This is a genomic window from Cupriavidus sp. OV096, from assembly GCF_900115455.1.
GTDB lineage: Bacteria > Pseudomonadota > Gammaproteobacteria > Burkholderiales > Burkholderiaceae > Cupriavidus.
The window spans coordinates 127,681-140,665 of the sequence record NZ_FOWM01000012.1 but is presented as its reverse complement, the minus strand read 5'-3'; the positions used below and the strand labels follow the sequence as shown (position 1 = coordinate 140,665).

Below are 12,985 nucleotides of genomic sequence, written 5' to 3'. Positions count from 1 at the left end.
ATGGATGGCAGTTACTGAAGAAGTTGGGCGAAACGAGGCCAGTTCTTTACGATAAAGTTTCCATAGCGCGTGTTTTTCTGAATTTGCGTTAGAGATAGGCCTATTCCACGGTTATAGCGCGCGCCGACGATGCGGACGGATTCCATGGAAAGTGGCGTGGTGAGCTTGTCGTGATTTACCAGTTGTCGAAGATGACGCGCGGCAAGTTCGATGTTGAAAAGGTCATTCTCAAGGCACTTCGAAAGGTCTCGTAATTGGTCCGTGGACAATTCGCGTACGTCGATTCCCAGAGTTTGGGACGCTGTGCGGAGTTGCATGCTGACTGACCCTAATGACGTCTTGGTGGGATGGTTTGAAACGGTCAGATGCTTGTCTACGAAAACTGGGCCGCTCCAATCGAATGATCTGATTTCAAAAGCGACGCGATCGATGAAATTGGGATCTCCGCCAACTTCGATCCAGCATACGCCGGCGAGTAACTCCGGCGGCAAACGGTAGGCGAGTGCGGATGATTTGATGCGCTGCTTATGAAAGCGGATCCATGCATCCTTGAACTTTTTAATGTACGGTCGTCCGCCACCGATTTGCGGAGGGACAACCTGCCAGGCGAGAAAATCTATTACTCCCCAGCGTGGAGCGTTGTTGGATGGACCACAACTGAATGTAGACATAGTCGAATCTGGGTACCGGGCCAAAGGGACGAAGAGCCTAGCTCGCCGTATTCCCGATGGAAATCGGAATTCCACGAATTCACTACGGAGCAGCCGTCGAAGCCCTTGTCAGCCTCCCGTCAGCCGCCAAACCTACGCTCCATGAGGATTGCATCTGTGCCGTATGCCGCCAGTTTGTGGGCGTGGGGAGCGGCTTCGTGTGCGGTGAGCGGGGCGTACCCGATCCTGCGCCACCAGGTGGCGGCGGACTGCACGGCGATCAGGCGCGACGAGGTCAGGCCAAGTGCGCGGGCCGACTGTTCGGCGGCGGCGTAGAGGCGGGCGGCCAGGCCGGTGCCTCGGCCGGCGGGTGCCACGGCCATGTCGTGGACGAACCAGGTCAGGAGCGTGGCGGGTGGCCAGTCGCGCGCCAGCACGCCGTCGAGCGGCGGGAGCGTGGCCTCCGGCCAGGCGTGGGTGAACAGGTAGGCGGCCAGCCGGCCTTCGGGCAGGGCGGCCACCCAGCAGGTTTCGGGCGACAGCGCGAGGCGGCTGGCGAGGGCGTCGGTGGATTCGATCAGCGTGGCGGCATAGCACTGCGCCTGGACGGCGAGCACGGCGGGCAGGTCGGCGGCCAGCATCCGCCGCAGGACAATTTCAGACATCGGGCGATTATAAAAGACCCATCCATTGCGCCCTGCGATCACCCATTGGGGTCCACCCGGCTATGGTTTACGTGGTCTGTGCCGTCCTGGGCATTGTTCGTACAATGCCCAAAAAACGATAACTAGAGACTGCCTCGAAATCCCTTTCAGCCGATTTGGTGCCATGACCTTTGTGTCGTGGTCCGGAGGAAATTGATGCCCGAAGTGCGCAAAAGGTCGCGGCTTTGGCGAGGTAAAACGAAGTTGCCAACACTCGCTGCCTCCCCGGCGGCTCCGCGCCGTTCCTGGCGGGCCGTCCTGATGCTGCCCGCCTTCCTCGGTGCGGCAGTGGCATTCGCGCAGCCTCCCGTCGGACTGGCCACCGCACAATTCGCCAGCATTCCCAATGGCAGCCGCCCCGAGTTGCTGAACCGTTCCGTGTCGTTCCCGGCGCGGCCCATCCGCATGATCGTGCCGTTCCCGGCCGGCGGCGTGGCCGATGCCACGGCGCGATTGCTGGCCGAGCGTCTCGCGGTGCGCCTGGGCGTGCCGGTCGAGGTGGACAATCGCCCCGGCGCGGCGGGCACGATGGCCGGCGATGTCGTCGCCAAGTCCAGTTCCGATGGCCATACGTTGCTGTTCCATCAGGCCAACATGCTGATCCAGCCCGGCCTGGAGCCGGTGCCCTACGACGTAGTGCGCGACTTCACGCCCGTGGCGCGCGTGGCCACGATGCCGCTGTTCCTCGTGATCGATGGGCGCCTGCCGATGCAGACGCCGCAGCAATGGGTCACGGCGGTGCGGTCGAGCCCGGGCTCCTATAGCTATGGCTACGGCCAGCCCGGCAGCCCGTCCCAGTTCTATGCCGAATACGCCGTGCGCGGCATCCCGAGCGGCGTGCCGCTGGTGACGGCCAAGGGCGAGGCTGCCGTGGTCCTCGAAATGCTCGCCGGCCGGATCAGTGCCTGCTTCTGTTCGTATACAGCCGTGCAGAACCACGTGCGCAGCGGCGCGCTGCGCCTGCTCGGCGTGACCGGCGGCCAGCGCTCGCCGCTGGCGCCACAGGTGCCCACGCTGCAGGAAGCGGGTGTGGATGGCTATGGCGCCACCGCCTGGTATGGCGTGATGGCACCGGCCAAGACGCCGCGCGCCATCGTCGCCCGCCTGGCCACGGAGCTGGACAACGTCACCAACGAGCGCGAAGTGCGCGCGCGGCTGATGGCGTCCGGGCTCACGGCGGTGCGCGATTCGCCGGAGGCGTTCGCCACGGCCATCCGCGCCGACACCCTCCAGTGGCAGATGCTGGTGCGCCAGTCGACACAGGGCGGGGAGCCCTGACCGGCCACTATCCGGCGATTTGTTCCATTTCGGGAACACTGTTGTCCGGACTGGAATGTAGTGGTCGCCACACAGCAACCCGCGCGTCTAGGTGGTAGCCCTTATAATGGCGCCCTGCCCAATCCGGTGCCAACGTGACCGCTACCGTACCGAACCTCCCTGCCCAGTCCCTGATCAGCCCGGACATCGTCGAACTCGCCGATGTCGATTTCGCCTATGCGGCGGGCGACAAACCGGTGCTTGCCGGCCTGTCGATGCGCTTCCCGCGCGGCAAGGTTGTGGCCGTAATGGGCGGCTCGGGCTGCGGCAAGACCACGGTCATGCGGCTGATCGGTGGCATGGTGCGCCCGTCCAGCGGGCGGGTGACCTTCAACGGCGCCGACATCGACGCCATGGACCAGTCCGGCCTCTACGCCGTGCGGCGCCAGATGGGCATGCTGTTCCAGTTTGGCGCGCTGTTCACCGACCTGTCGGTCTTCGATAATGTGGCGTTTCCGTTGCGTGAGCACACGGACCTGCCCGATTCGATGATCCGCGACCTCGTGCTGATGAAGCTCAACGCGGTGGGCCTGCGCGGCGCGCGGGACCTGATGCCCGCGCAGATCTCCGGCGGCATGGCGCGGCGGGTGGCGCTGGCGCGGGCCATTGCGCTGGACCCGGCGCTGCTGATGTATGACGAGCCGTTCGCCGGCCTCGACCCGATCTCGCTCGGCCTCACCGCCAACCTGATCCGCAGCCTCAACGACGCGCTGGGCGCCACCACGATCATCGTCTCCCATGATGTGCAGGAGACGTTCCAGATCGCCGACTACGTCTATTTCATCGCCAATGGCCGGATCGCGGCCGAGGGCGAGCCGGCCGCGCTGCGTGCCTCGACCGATCCGTTCGTGCGCCAGTTCGTCCATGCCGAGGCCGATGGCCCGGTGCCGTTCCACTACCCGGGCCCCTCGCTGGCCGAAGACTTCGCCGCCGGAGGTAGCCGTTGACCGCCTTCTTCATCAGCATCGGCGCCGCCGTGCGCAATTTCGTGGGCGGCGTCGGCCACGCCACGCGCATATTCTTCGCGCTGCTGTCGCTGTCCCCGGCGCTGCTGCGCCGGCCCCGGCTGGTCAGCGACCAGGTGTTCTTCGTCGGCAACCTGTCGCTGGTGATCATCGCCGTGTCCGGGCTGTTCGTCGGCTTCGTGCTGGGCCTGCAGGGCTATTACACGCTGAACCGCTATGGCTCCGAGCAGGCGCTCGGGCTGCTGGTGGCGTTGTCGCTGGTGCGTGAACTGGGGCCGGTGGTCTCGGCGCTGCTGTTCGCGGGGCGTGCGGGGACGTCGCTGACGGCCGAAATCGGCCTGATGAAGGCGGGCGAGCAGCTCACCGCCATGGAAATGATGGCCGTGAACCCGTTGCAGCGCGTGATTGCGCCGCGCTTCTGGGCCGGCGTGATTGCCATGCCAGTCCTGGCGGCCATCTTCAGCGCCGTGGGCATCCTGGGCGGCTATCTGGTCGGTGTGCAGCTGATCGGGGTGGACGCCGGCGCGTTCTGGTCGCAGATGCAGGGCGGCGTGGATGTGCGCGCCGACGTGCTGAATGGCGTGATCAAGAGCTTCATTTTTGGCATCGCGGTGACGTTTATCGCCTTGTACCAGGGCTTCGAGGCCAGCCCGACGCCGGAAGGCGTCTCGCGCGCCACCACGCGTACCGTGGTGATGGCCTCGCTGGCCGTGCTGGGCCTGGATTTCCTGCTGACCGCGCTGATGTTCAGCTGACGCGGCGGCAAACGAAACGCATTCGACAAGAGACTCGCATGAAGAAAAAATCACTCGACTACTGGGTGGGGCTGTTCGTGGTGGTGGGGTTTGTCGCGCTGCTGTTCCTGGCGCTCAAGGCCGGCAACATGAGCAGCTTCTCGTTCCAGGAGACCTACTCGGTCCAGGCGCAGTTCGACAACATCGGCGGGCTGAAGGCGCGCGCGCCGGTCAAGAGCGCCGGCGTGGTGGTGGGGCGCGTGGCGTCCATCCGCTTCGATGACAAGTCCTACCTGGCCACCGTCGAGCTGAACCTGGACAAGTCGTACCAGTTTCCGAAGGACACCTCGGCCAAGATCCTGACGTCCGGCCTGCTGGGCGAGCAGTACATCGGCCTCGAGGCCGGCGGCGACACCGCCATGCTGGCCCAGGGCAGCAAGATCACGATGACCCAGTCGGCTGTTGTGCTCGAAAACCTGATCGGTCAGTTCCTGTACAACAAGGCCGCCGACGCCGGCTCCGGCGGGGGCTCGGGCTCCACGGCCGCGCCTGCCGCGCCGTCTTCCGGCGCCGCCGCGCTGCCGGCCGCACCGGGCACGGAGGGCGCGAAATGAGCCGCCGTGCCAGGCATCGGCGCCCGCGGGCGCCGGGACAACTGTGTGCCGCCGCCCTTGCCGCCCTGCTGCTGGCGGGCTGCGCCACCGGCCCCGACGCCAATCCGAAGGACCCGCTCGAACCCCTGAACCGGGGCGTGCAGACGGTCAACGAACAAGTCGACAAATACGCGCTGAAGCCGGTTGCCACGGTCTACGCGGACTACGTGCCGTCGCCGGTCCGAACCGCCGTCGGCAACTTCTTCTCGAATATGTCCGATGTCTACTCGGCGGCGAACAACCTGCTGCAGGGCAAGCCATCGCGCGCGGCGGAAGACACCATGCGGGTGGCCATCAACAGCGTGCTCGGCATTGGCGGGTTGATCGACATCGCCACGCCGGCCGGGCTGCCCAAGTACAAGGAAGACTTCGGCCAGACGCTCGGCGTGTGGGGCGTGCCGTCTGGCCCGTACCTGGTGCTGCCGCTGTTCGGCCCGAGCACCGTGCGCGACACCGGCGGGATGCTGGTGGACCGCCTGATGGACCCGTCCGCCTATATCTATCCGGTGTGGGCGCGCAATACGGCCGCCGGCGTGCGTATCGTCGATGGCCGCTCGCAGTTGATGGGCGCCTCGAACCTGATCGAGGCGGCCGCGCTGGACCGCTATGCCTTCCTGCGCGATTCCTATATGCAGCGCCGCCAGTACCTGATCTACGACGGCAACCCGCCGTCCCAGGATGACCCGGACCAGGAGGGCGCTTCACCGGCCAGCCCGGTGAGCCCGACCGCCCCGTCCGACGCGGCGCCGGCCCAGGACAAGCCCGCCAGCGAAGCCCCGGCCGACCAGGGCACCCAGCCGGCCCAGCCGATGCCGCTGCCGGCCCCGAACCTGATCGGGCCGGGCGGTGCATTGCGCTTCGGCCGGTAATTGATTAGCCAGCCCAGTGCTGGCAAGGGTTCGCGGCGACTGTGCCAGCGCTGTGAGCCCTGCAACAAAGTGTTTTAAAGCGGCGCAATAGACGCTCGGATGGTAAACGTTTCCAGAGCGCCTATGTTTCAATGAATGCGCGGTCTGGCAGCTCCACGCCTGCCGCGCTGGTTACCTGGGCACCTGACGTTGTGCGTTGGCCGACGCGAAGCCCTTGATAGATAAGGATATTTACGATGCTGAAGCGACTGTTGGTCCCCTTTGTTTCTGTCTTCACCGTGCTGGCTTTCACCGGCACCGCACAGGCCCAGCAGGCCACGGACACGTCCTCGCCGGACGCGCTGGTCAAGACCGTGGTGAACGAGGTCATGGCCACCGTGCGGTCAGACAAGGACATGCAGGCCGGCAACCTCGGCAAGATCACGGCGCTGGTCGAGCAGAAGATCCTGCCGAACGCCAACTTCGGCAAAACCACGCAGATCGCCATGGGCCGCAACTGGTCGAAGGCCACGCCGGAACAGCAGAAGATCATTACCGATGAGTTCAAGACGCTGCTGATCCGTACGTATGCCGGCGCCATCGCCCAGATCCGCGACCAGCAGGTGCAGTTCCGCCCGTACCGCGGCACGGCCGAGGACACCGACGCCACGATCCGCACGCAGGTCATCAACAAGGGTGAGCCGATCCAGATGGATTACCGCCTTGAGAAGACGCCGCAGGGCTGGAAGGTTTACGACATCAATGTGCTCGGCGCGTGGCTGACCGAAGCCTACAAGGGCAGCTTCAACACGATCGTGACGCAGCAGGGCGTGGACGGTGTCATCAAGACCCTGCAGGACCGCAATCGCCAGCTGGCCAACGCCAAGAGCTGATGCGGAATCTGGTTGCGGCGCAGCACGCCGCAGCCATTCCGGTCTACAATGGCCGCTCGGCGCCGACCTGTTTCTCGTAGAAATATGCGTGGGCGCCGGGTCTCCAAACCTCTGTTTTCCCTTCTTCGATCGATCTGATGCCTGCGCTCGGCACTTCGCTGACCAACCGCAACGCCGCCGCCGTGCTGCGTGAGGGGCTGTCGCGCATGTCCCAGGGCGACGTGGCCATCGATTGCAGCGCACTGGCGCAGGTCGATTCGGCTGCCGTGGCCGTGCTGCTGGCGTGGCAACGCGCCGCCGCCGCACAGGGTCAGACGCTGGCGCTGCATGGCGTGCCGCCACAGCTGGCCTCGCTGGCCACGCTCTACGGGGTGGACAGCCTGCTGGGCCTGCCGCCCGCGCCGATCTCCCACCCGGAACACCACCACCACCGACATTGAACCGGCATCCATGGCTGCGCGTGATTGGCGCGGCCGATGCGATGCCCCGGCGTCAGGCTGCGGCCGGCGCCGCGTCGGAACGGTGGCGGGCCAGTCGGGCCAAAGCGAGACACCCCCCGCATCCCCTATAATTCCGGGTTGTTCGTCCCCAAGTCGCCCCCAAGTGTCCTGATACGGCTCCACCAGGTGCTGCGCGGCTAACCTCAAGGACGTCCCCCCAAACTCCAGTGAGGCGGCCCGCCCAGGCGCCACTCACAAGACCATCGGCCATGAAAGCCATCGAAATTACCGATGTCCGCAAGCGCTACCGCAACCTGCAGGCGCTCAAGGGTGTCAGTTTCACCGTCGAGCGCGGCGAGTTCTTCGGCCTGCTCGGTCCCAACGGTGCCGGCAAGACCACGCTGATCTCGATCCTCGCGGGCCTGAACCGCGCCGATTCGGGCCGCGTGAGCGTGCTCGGGCACGATGTGGTGGACGACTACCGCATGGCGCGCCGCATGCTCGGCGTGGTGCCCCAGGAACTGGTTTTCGATCCGTTTTTCACGGTTCGGGAGACGTTGCGGCTGCAATCGGGCTATTTCGGCCTGACGCGCAACGACGACTGGATCGACGAAATCATGGCCAACCTGGACCTCACCAGCAAGGCGGACGCCAACATGCGCCAGTTGTCCGGCGGCATGAAGCGGCGCGTGCTGGTGGCGCAGGCGCTGGTACACCGGCCGCCCGTGATCGTGCTCGATGAACCGACCGCCGGCGTGGACGTGGAGCTGCGCCAGACGCTCTGGAAGTTCATCTCGCGCCTGAACAAGGAAGGCCACACGATCATCCTGACGACGCACTACCTCGAGGAAGCCGAGGCGCTGTGCGATCGCATCGCCATGTTGAAGTTCGGCGAGGTGGTGGCGCTGGACCGCACCAGCAGCCTGCTGACCCAGTTCGCGGGGCTGCAACTGGTGCTCACGCTGTCGCGCGGCACGCTGCCGCCGGCGCTGGAGGCGCTGCGCACCCCGTCCAACCCCGGGGAGCGCGCCCACCGGCTGCGGCTGTCCGGCTATGAAGCCGTCGAACCGATCCTGGCCGCGCTGCGCGAGGCTGGCTGCGAAGTGGAAGACATGGAAATCAGCAAGGCCGACCTCGAAGACGTGTTCGTCCAGATCATGCGCCGAGAAGGTCACATGCCGGGCGCGGTGCCTGATGCGTCGCTGGAGGCCGCGGCATGAACCAACCCATCGAGCATCTGGACAATCGCGCCTCGGAGGCGTCCGACCTGACCGAGAAGGCCCGGCTCGACACCATGGCCGTGGGCGGCTTCGTCGGCTTCCGCACGCTGCTCTATAAGGAAGTGCTGCGTTTCTGGAAGGTGGCGTTCCAGACCGTGGCCGCGCCGGTGCTGACCGCCGTGCTGTACCTGCTGATCTTCGGCCATGTGCTGGAAGACCGCGTGCGGGTGTACGACCAGATCAGCTATACCGCTTTCCTGGTGCCGGGGCTGGTGATGATGAGCATTCTCCAGAATGCGTTTGCGAACAGTTCGTCGTCGCTGATCCAGTCCAAGATCACCGGAAACCTTGTATTCATCATGCTGCCGCCGCTTTCCCACTGGGAGATGTACGGCGCCTACGTGGCGGCGTCGGTCATCCGTGGCCTGAGCGTGGGTCTGGGCGTGCTGCTGGTGACGGCGTGGTTCGCGAACCTGCATGTGTACAACGTCGGCTGGATCCTGGTCTTCGCGCTGGCCGGGGCCGGCATTCTCGGCACGCTGGGGCTGGTGGCGGGTATCTGGGCCGAAAAGTTCGACCAGCTGGCCACGTTTCAGAATTTCCTGATCATGCCGGCGACATTCCTGTCCGGCGTGTTCTATTCGATTCACTCGCTGCCGCCGTTCTGGCGGGCGGTGTCGCACGCCAACCCGTTCTTCTACATGATCGACGGGTTCCGCTACGGCTTCTTCGGCGTATCGGACGTGCCGCCGCTGCAGAGCCTGGCCGTGGTGGCCGTGTCGTTCGCGGTGCTGGCCGGGCTGGCGCTGCGGATGCTCAGCACCGGCTACAAGCTGCGCCACTGACGCTACCCCCTCACGCGATCGACACAAATTCACAAGAGACAGACATGCTGCCTACACCGGAACAAGTCAGGGAATACATTGCCCAAGGGTTGCCCTGCGACCATCTGGAAGTGGAAGGCGACGGCCAGCACTTCTTTGCCACCATCGTCAGCGCCGAGTTCGACGGCAAGCGCCTGATCCAGCGGCACCAGCGCGTCTACGCGGCACTGGGCGACCGTATGCGCGCCGAGATCCATGCGCTGTCGATGAAGACGCTGACCCCGGCCGAATGGAAGTCCGGGTCGGGCGCCGCCTGATGTCCGTCCAGGGACACATCACGCCGCCTAACGCTGCATAACGAATACCGACACAACATGGACAAATTCCAGATCGAGGGCAACGGCCCGCTCAAAGGCGAGATCCGGGTTTCCGGCGCCAAGAATGCGGCGCTGCCGATCCTGTGCGCCAGCCTGCTGACCGCCGATGCCATCACCATCGACAACGTGCCGAACCTGCAGGACACGCGCACGATGCTCAAGCTGCTGCGCCAGATGGGCACCCGGGCCGACATTGACGGCGCCACGGCCACGCTGGCCGCCGCCGACATCAACGCGCCCGAGGCACCGTACGAGCTGGTGAAGACCATGCGCGCGTCGATCCTCGTGCTGGGGCCGCTGGTGGCGCGCTTCGGCGAGGCCCGCGTCTCCCTGCCGGGCGGCTGCGGCATCGGTGCACGGCCGGTGGACCAGCACATCAAGGGCCTGCAGGCGATGGGCGCCGACATCACCATCGAGCACGGCTTCATCCACGCCCGCGCCAGCCGCCTGAAGGGCGCGCGCGTGGTGACGGACATGATCACCGTGACCGGCACCGAGAACCTGCTGATGGCCGCCACGCTGGCCGAGGGCGAGACCGTCCTCGAAAATGCCGCGCGCGAGCCCGAGGTGACCGATCTGGCCAACCTGCTGGTGAAGATGGGGGCCAAGATCGACGGCATCGGCACCGACCGCCTGGTGGTGCAGGGCGTGGACCGCCTGCACGGCGCGCGCCACGCCGTGGTGGCCGACCGCATCGAGGCCGGCACCTTCCTCTGCGCGGCCGCGGCCACGCTGGGCGACGTGACGCTGCGCGACATCCCGCCGACCATCCTGGACGCCGTGCTGATCAAGCTGCGCGAAGCCGGCGCCACGATCGAGACCGGCGACGACTGGATCCGCCTGGCCATGCCGCGCCGCGCGCAGGCCGTGAGCTTCCGCACCTCGGAATACCCGGCCTTCCCGACCGACATGCAGGCCCAGTTCATGGCGCTCAACGCCGTGGCCGAAGGCACCGCGCGGATCACCGAGACGATCTTCGAGAACCGCTTCATGCACGTGCAGGAACTGAATCGCCTGGGCGCCAACATCACCGCCGAAGGCAACACGGCCGTGGTGACCGGCGTGCCGCGCCTGTCCGGCGCGAGCGTGATGGCGACCGACCTGCGCGCCTCGGCCGGGCTGGTGATTGGTGGCCTGGTGGCCGATGGCGAGACCGTCATCGACCGCATCTACCATCTGGACCGCGGCTACGACCGCATGGAAGCCAAGCTGTCGGCCGTGGGCGCGAAGATCCGCCGCATTGCCTGAGACGGCCCCTGAAACACTGCACGACGAATTGAAGAACGTACGATGAGCCCAGCTTTCAACGCCTCGCCCGACCAGCTTACGCTGGCGCTGTCCAAGGGCCGCATCTTTTCCGAGACGCTGCCGCTGCTGGCGGCCGCCGGCATCCACGTGACCGAGGACCCGGAGACGTCGCGCAAGCTGATCCTGCCGACGTCGGACCCGGCGGTGCGCGTGATCATCGTGCGCGCCTCGGACGTGCCGACCTACGTGCAGTACGGCGCGGCGGACTTCGGCGTGGCGGGCAAGGACGTGCTGATGGAAACCGGCATGACCGGGCTGTACGCGCCGATTGACCTGAATATCGCCCGCTGCCGCATGTCGGTGGCGGTGCCGGCCGGCTTCGACTACGCCAACGCGGTGCGCCAGGGCGCGCGGCTGGCCGTGGCCACCAAGTATGTGCAGACCGCGCGCGAGCACTTCGCCAAGAAGGGCGTGCACGTCGACCTGATCAAGCTGTACGGCTCGATGGAGCTGGGCCCGCTGGTGGGCCTGTCCGATGCCATCGTCGACCTGGTGAGCACTGGCGGCACGCTGCGCGCCAACAACCTCGTCGAAGTGGAAGAGATCGTGCAGATTTCGTCGCGGCTGGTGGTCAACCAGGCCGCGCTCAAGCTCAAGCGGGAACGGCTCACGCCGATTCTCGAAGCATTTGAACGGGCCTCGGCGGCACTCGCCTGAGGCATTGCCGCACCCGGGGACCCGTGAGGAAGGAAGTCATGACCGAAAGCGAAATGGATAACCTGTCGATACGCCGGCTGGACGCGGCGGAGCCGGGCTTCGCGCACGCGCTGCGCCAGGTGCTGGCGTTCGAGGCGTCCGAGGACGAGGCCATCGACCGTGCCGCGGCCGAGATCCTGGCCGATGTGCGCCAGCGCGGCGACGAGGCCGTGCTCGAATACACGCGCCGCTTCGACCGCCTGGAGGCGGCCTCGATGGGCGCGCTGGAACTGTCGCAATCCGAACTGGAAGCGGCGCTGGAAGATCTGGAGCCGAAGCGCCGCGCCGCCCTGGAGGCCGCCGCCGCGCGCGTGCGGGCCTACCACGAGAAGCAGAAGATCGAATGCGGCAGCCATAGCTGGGAATACACCGAGGCCGACGGCACGATGCTGGGCCAGAAGGTGACCCCGCTGGACCGCGTGGGCCTGTACGTGCCGGGCGGCAAGGCCGCGTATCCGTCGTCGGTGCTGATGAACGCCATTCCGGCCCGCGTGGCCGGCGTGAAGGAAGTGGTCATGGTCGTGCCCACGCCCGGCGGCGTGCGCAACGAACTGGTGCTGGCCGCCGCGCAGATCGCCGGCGTGGACCGCGTGTTCACGATCGGCGGCGCCCAGGCCGTGGGCGCGCTGGCCTACGGCACGGCTACGCTGCCGCAGGTGGACAAGATCGTCGGCCCGGGCAATGCCTACGTGGCGGCGGCCAAGCGTCGCGTGTTCGGCACGGTCGGCATCGACATGATCGCCGGGCCGTCCGAGATCCTGGTGATCTGCGACGGCACCACCGACCCGGACTGGGTGGCGATGGACCTGTTCTCGCAGGCCGAGCACGACGAGCTGGCGCAGTCGATCCTGCTGTGCCCGGACGCCGACTACCTGAACCGCGTGGAGGCGAGCATCCGCCGCCAGCTGCCGACCATGCCGCGCCGCGAGGTGATCCATGCCTCGCTGACGGGCCGGGGCGCGCTGATCAAGGTGCGCGATATGGAAGAGGCGTGCGAGATCGCCAACGCCATCGCCCCGGAACACCTGGAGATCTCCGCCGAGAATCCGCGCCAGTGGAGCGAGAAGATCCGCCACGCCGGCGCCATCTTCCTGGGCCGCTATACCAGCGAGTCGCTGGGCGACTACTGCGCGGGCCCGAACCACGTGCTGCCGACCTCGCGCACGGCGCGCTTCTCGTCGCCGCTGGGCGTGTACGACTTCCAGAAGCGCTCGAGCCTGATCGAGGTCAGCGAAGCCGGCGCCCAGATGCTGGGCCAGATCGCCGCCGAACTCGCCTATGGCGAGGGCCTCCAGGCCCACGCCCGCAGTGCGGAATACCGTTTCAAGCGCGGCTGATGTCAGCGCGCGCAACGCT

At 66.3% G+C, this 12,985-nt stretch carries 15 protein-coding genes; 13 read left to right on the top strand and 2 right to left on the bottom strand.

Features of this window, described 5'->3' with window-relative positions; all coding sequences use genetic code 11:
* Positions 1-11: 11 nt before the first annotated feature.
* Positions 12-671 (bottom strand): hypothetical protein, encoded by a 660-nt coding sequence (locus BM115_RS22250; RefSeq protein ID WP_092299330.1) that lies wholly within the window; start codon positions 669-671, stop codon positions 12-14.
* Between the two features lie 119 nt (positions 672-790).
* Complete coding sequence (locus BM115_RS22245) at positions 791-1,315, bottom strand: GNAT family N-acetyltransferase (protein ID WP_092299327.1); 525 nt, start codon at positions 1,313-1,315, stop codon at positions 791-793.
* 195 nt (positions 1,316-1,510) lie between these two features.
* Between BM115_RS22245 and BM115_RS22240 the strand changes: the two genes are divergently transcribed.
* From BM115_RS22240 to hisD, 13 genes are all read left to right on the top strand, one after another.
* The gene (locus BM115_RS22240) at positions 1,511-2,632 is read left to right on the top strand and encodes a tripartite tricarboxylate transporter substrate binding protein (protein WP_092299324.1); all 1,122 of its coding nucleotides are present in this window, start codon (positions 1,511-1,513) and stop codon (positions 2,630-2,632) included.
* A 134-nt stretch (positions 2,633-2,766) separates the two neighbouring features.
* Positions 2,767-3,618 carry an ABC transporter ATP-binding protein gene (locus BM115_RS22235; protein ID WP_255370940.1) on the top strand — a complete coding sequence of 284 codons (852 nt, stop codon included), beginning with the start codon at positions 2,767-2,769 and terminating at the stop codon, positions 3,616-3,618.
* A complete protein-coding gene (mlaE, locus tag BM115_RS22230; RefSeq protein ID WP_092299321.1) occupies positions 3,615-4,391 on the top strand; it encodes a lipid asymmetry maintenance ABC transporter permease subunit MlaE in 777 nt (258 codons plus the stop codon). Before BM115_RS22235 ends, mlaE begins: the two co-directional genes overlap by 4 nt.
* 38 nt (positions 4,392-4,429) lie before the next feature.
* On the top strand, positions 4,430-4,984 hold the full coding sequence (gene mlaD, locus BM115_RS22225) for an outer membrane lipid asymmetry maintenance protein MlaD (protein WP_092299318.1): 555 nt from the start codon (positions 4,430-4,432) through the stop codon (positions 4,982-4,984).
* Positions 4,981-5,892, top strand: a complete 912-nt coding sequence (locus BM115_RS22220; RefSeq protein ID WP_092299315.1) for an MlaA family lipoprotein — start codon at positions 4,981-4,983, stop codon at positions 5,890-5,892. The genes mlaD and BM115_RS22220 overlap by 4 nt, the downstream gene beginning before the upstream one ends.
* A gap of 236 nt (positions 5,893-6,128) precedes the next feature.
* Positions 6,129-6,764 (top strand): MlaC/ttg2D family ABC transporter substrate-binding protein, encoded by a 636-nt coding sequence (locus BM115_RS22215; RefSeq protein ID WP_092299312.1) that lies wholly within the window; start codon positions 6,129-6,131, stop codon positions 6,762-6,764.
* Positions 6,765-6,901: 137 nt separating this feature from the next.
* The gene (locus BM115_RS22210; RefSeq protein WP_092299309.1) at positions 6,902-7,204 is read left to right on the top strand and encodes an STAS domain-containing protein; all 303 of its coding nucleotides are present in this window, start codon (positions 6,902-6,904) and stop codon (positions 7,202-7,204) included.
* Positions 7,205-7,473: 269 nt separating this feature from the next.
* Entirely contained in the window at positions 7,474-8,424 is a 951-nt protein-coding gene (locus BM115_RS22205) for an ABC transporter ATP-binding protein (RefSeq protein WP_092299306.1), read from the top strand.
* Positions 8,425-8,498: 74 nt separating this feature from the next.
* Positions 8,499-9,269, top strand: coding sequence for an ABC transporter permease (locus BM115_RS22200; protein WP_369823521.1), 771 nt, complete (start codon positions 8,499-8,501; stop codon positions 9,267-9,269).
* 44 nt (positions 9,270-9,313) lie between these two features.
* Positions 9,314-9,565 (top strand): BolA family protein, encoded by a 252-nt coding sequence (locus BM115_RS22195; RefSeq protein WP_092299300.1) that lies wholly within the window; start codon positions 9,314-9,316, stop codon positions 9,563-9,565.
* 57 nt (positions 9,566-9,622) lie between these two features.
* Positions 9,623-10,873, top strand: coding sequence for a UDP-N-acetylglucosamine 1-carboxyvinyltransferase (murA, locus tag BM115_RS22190; RefSeq protein ID WP_092299297.1), 1,251 nt, complete (start codon positions 9,623-9,625; stop codon positions 10,871-10,873).
* Between the two features lie 42 nt (positions 10,874-10,915).
* Positions 10,916-11,590, top strand: coding sequence for an ATP phosphoribosyltransferase (hisG, locus tag BM115_RS22185; protein WP_092299294.1), 675 nt, complete (start codon positions 10,916-10,918; stop codon positions 11,588-11,590).
* Positions 11,591-11,628: 38 nt separating this feature from the next.
* Entirely contained in the window at positions 11,629-12,966 is a 1,338-nt protein-coding gene (gene hisD, locus BM115_RS22180) for a histidinol dehydrogenase (protein WP_092299291.1), read from the top strand.
* Positions 12,967-12,985: the final 19 nt, after the last annotated feature.

Bases quoted from the DNA above. Each gene is read 5' to 3' on its own strand.
- BM115_RS22250 (WP_092299330.1), bottom strand. From the start codon at position 671: ATGTCTACATTCAGTTGTGGTCCATCCAACAACGCTCCACGCTGGGGA.
- BM115_RS22245 (WP_092299327.1), bottom strand. From the start codon at position 1,315: ATGTCTGAAATTGTCCTGCGGCGGATGCTGGCCGCCGACCTGCCCGCC.
- BM115_RS22240 (WP_092299324.1), top strand. From the start codon at position 1,511: ATGCCCGAAGTGCGCAAAAGGTCGCGGCTTTGGCGAGGTAAAACGAAG.
- mlaD (WP_092299318.1), top strand. From the start codon at position 4,430: ATGAAGAAAAAATCACTCGACTACTGGGTGGGGCTGTTCGTGGTGGTG.
- BM115_RS22220 (WP_092299315.1), top strand. From the start codon at position 4,981: ATGAGCCGCCGTGCCAGGCATCGGCGCCCGCGGGCGCCGGGACAACTG.
- BM115_RS22215 (WP_092299312.1), top strand. From the start codon at position 6,129: ATGCTGAAGCGACTGTTGGTCCCCTTTGTTTCTGTCTTCACCGTGCTG.
- BM115_RS22210 (WP_092299309.1), top strand. From the start codon at position 6,902: ATGCCTGCGCTCGGCACTTCGCTGACCAACCGCAACGCCGCCGCCGTG.
- BM115_RS22205 (WP_092299306.1), top strand. From the start codon at position 7,474: ATGAAAGCCATCGAAATTACCGATGTCCGCAAGCGCTACCGCAACCTG.
- BM115_RS22200 (WP_369823521.1), top strand. From the start codon at position 8,499: ATGGCCGTGGGCGGCTTCGTCGGCTTCCGCACGCTGCTCTATAAGGAA.
- BM115_RS22195 (WP_092299300.1), top strand. From the start codon at position 9,314: ATGCTGCCTACACCGGAACAAGTCAGGGAATACATTGCCCAAGGGTTG.
- murA (WP_092299297.1), top strand. From the start codon at position 9,623: ATGGACAAATTCCAGATCGAGGGCAACGGCCCGCTCAAAGGCGAGATC.
- hisG (WP_092299294.1), top strand. From the start codon at position 10,916: ATGAGCCCAGCTTTCAACGCCTCGCCCGACCAGCTTACGCTGGCGCTG.
- hisD (WP_092299291.1), top strand. From the start codon at position 11,629: ATGACCGAAAGCGAAATGGATAACCTGTCGATACGCCGGCTGGACGCG.